Source organism: Oleiphilus sp. HI0132 (assembly GCF_001635845.1).
On the sequence record NZ_LWGJ01001438.1, the window covers coordinates 1 to 2,654 of the forward strand.

3 protein-coding genes are annotated in these 2,654 nt (G+C 40.3%); 1 reads left to right on the forward strand and 2 read right to left on the reverse strand.

Translation table 11 applies throughout. The features are described from left to right. The coding region (locus A3766_RS32220; protein WP_231882959.1) for a hypothetical protein at window positions 1-288 on the reverse strand (288 nt) is incomplete at its 3' end. 1,102 nt (window positions 289-1,390) lie between these two features. Next, a complete protein-coding gene (locus A3766_RS22015) occupies window positions 1,391-2,383 on the reverse strand; it encodes a GlxA family transcriptional regulator (protein WP_068515087.1) in 993 nt (330 codons plus the stop codon). Window positions 2,384-2,513: 130 nt separating this feature from the next. Between A3766_RS22015 and A3766_RS32765 the strand changes: the two genes are divergently transcribed. Then, a partial coding sequence (locus tag A3766_RS32765; protein WP_156509043.1) for an acyl-CoA dehydrogenase N-terminal domain-containing protein occupies window positions 2,514-2,654 on the forward strand: 141 nt, incomplete at its 3' end.

Genomic DNA, 2,654 nt, shown 5'->3' on the forward strand with positions numbered 1-2,654 from the left:
GTGACTAGTGGTATGTAAGAAGATATTACGTATCACTGTACTTAATGAAAATTGAATCTGCCTTAGGTCTTGGTGCTGTATTGCAAAGATGTTGTGATTATTATCTCTGGATATATTCAGTAAGATCGGAGCTTTAGTCGCATGGCCGGTTTTCAGATTAGAACTTAAGATATTGGTAATGCGCACTAGCCTTTGAGGGGCAATAGCACTTACGTTTGGCTGCTGTCCGTGTTGATGGTTTTTTGCATCAAATAGTTTTATCGGTGAAAGTGCATGATGTAAGTACATGGCTGTAGTAATTCTCGAGTAATTTATGATTTCAAGTGTTCAGTTTAAAGTGTTAGAGTGTAAGCTTGTTCGTAAACTCTAATTGCACACTTTATTGAAAGCTTAGATAACTATACTCGTACAAACTAAAGGCTATGCCGCAGGAGGCGACGAAAATCCACGTCTCCCGTAACATTGAATAAAAAAATTGTTTTTTTTGATGGTGTATATATTTTGTCCAAAACAGTACTAATATAAGTACTAAAGAGGACTAATAAGTACTAGAGGGTTGAATAAGTTTGAATTATCCAATAAATTCAAATGGATACAGGCTTTAGTTTTCTGCTTAAGTACACCGTACTACGCTGTTAAGGACATGGTACTACGCCGTTAAGGACATGGTACTACGTCGTTTAGGACATCCTACTACGAAGGTTAAGTACATGATACTACGCGTTAAGTACATGCTACTACGTGCCTGTGGATAACTTTTTATTTACTGAAATAAACTACTGAACGTAGTATCTGAAGCTCTTTGGATTCGTTTTAAACGCAAGTGCATTGATGTGCAAAGCGAAGAAACTTTTGTACTTCGAATTTTAGGCTCACCGCCATTTGTTAGGTGAGATTTTCTGTAAATTATTGATATTTCATTGATCCCAGTAAAACCTAGGGTGTTTGGTGGGGCAAAATTGGGGCAAATGATGCGCACGTAAGCGCACTTTTATGCTAAAAATTCTTTTTAAGGGTGCCAAAAACTCTAGTATGCACGCTGATACCTAGACGTTTACTGCGTTCGAATCCCTGGCTCACCGCCATTTATTTCTTCCAGAAATAAGTGAAAACTTTCCTACGCTAAATCATTGTCTAGTTTCTAGAAATATCTTCTCAACTCTATTCTTGATTTTACTGTTTGATCAAATGGTTCAGACTCTAGTGAAATAAATAGACCGGAGTATCCAAGTACCCAGCCTTGTAACCAAGTACTCTGACAAGGTCTCGTTTGGTAAACTAAGATTGGCCTTGGTTATTTGTCTGCTGTACCTCTCGTGAATAATCGATAGAAATTTCCTCTCAGAAAGGACTAGCGTTCTTGCTGCACAGGCCCTGTGCTTCCAAGTTGTTAGCTCGGCACTTCAGGCCTACGTGAAAAACGAACACGAAAAGCGCCAGGAGACATAGATGTATGTTTTTTAAACAGGCGAATAAAAGAAGACATATCGTTGTAGCCGACTTCTTGGGTGATCTGTTCTAAAGACTTTTTACTGCCTTCTAGCATCCTTTTGGCAGATTCAATCCGAAGCTTCTGTACGTAGGTGATTGGTGTATCACTGGTAGCCGCTTTAAAGCGGCGTTTGAATGTCCTTGGTGTCATGTTGATACGCTCGGCAAGTTCGTCGATTGAAAAGTCTTCAGCAAAGTGATGTTCTAGCCAGTTTTGTAAGCTTATGATTTGCTTGTCTTGGTGGTAATGTTTGCCGGGTATACGTTTAATGCTACTAACCTTATCTTGGCCAATGTCGAAAACATATGACCGGGAGCTAGCTTGCGCGAGTTCATAGCCACAATAGCGCTCAATCAGAAACAGGCTCATATCAAACCAGGCCGTGCCGCCACCAGAGCAAAATATTTGCCCATCTTCNGTAATTAACTGGTCCGGCTGTAAGTCTACCTTTGGAAATTTCTGTGCAAACTGCTCGACGAAGCCCCAATGCGTCGTCGCTTTTTTGTGATCTAACATGCCTGTGTCGGCAAGCAGAAAAGCGCCGGTACAATTACATGCGATATCGCAGCCACCTTCATATAGTTTTCTGATCCATGGGAGTGCTGCTTTATTTAAAGCCAGTGTCTGAGCAATATCGCCAGCGATGGTCGGTATGACAAGCAGGTCACTTGAACTGATTTCTTCAATGGTTTTATGCGCATTGATTTCAATATTATTAGCACACCGAATTTTACCACCGTTTAAGCTAGCAATTTCGACATTGAATTGTCTGGATAGCTTATCTCCATGAATGTAATTCCAAGTAACGCCAACCGAAGCGAGTAAATCTGCCATACCGATAATTGCTGTAGCAAAGGCGTAATCAAACCCGAGAATGGTGACTTGCTTCATTGTTGTGTATCCAAGAATACTGGTGGCATAAACGGCATAGTTTAAGTCATAAAAGCCAGTTATGTAATCCCTCTCGATATGAGACAGTGATAGGTAAATAACCTATTCATCATTAAGAGGCTTGTAAGGCATGGAAACCGATTTATTAAATGAAAGAGACGTTCAGTTTCAGTTGTATGAAGTGCTTGAAACCGCCGCACTTACTGAGCGCGCTCGTTTTAATGAACATAATGTTGAAACCTTTAATGCAGCGATCTCTACAGCAAGACAA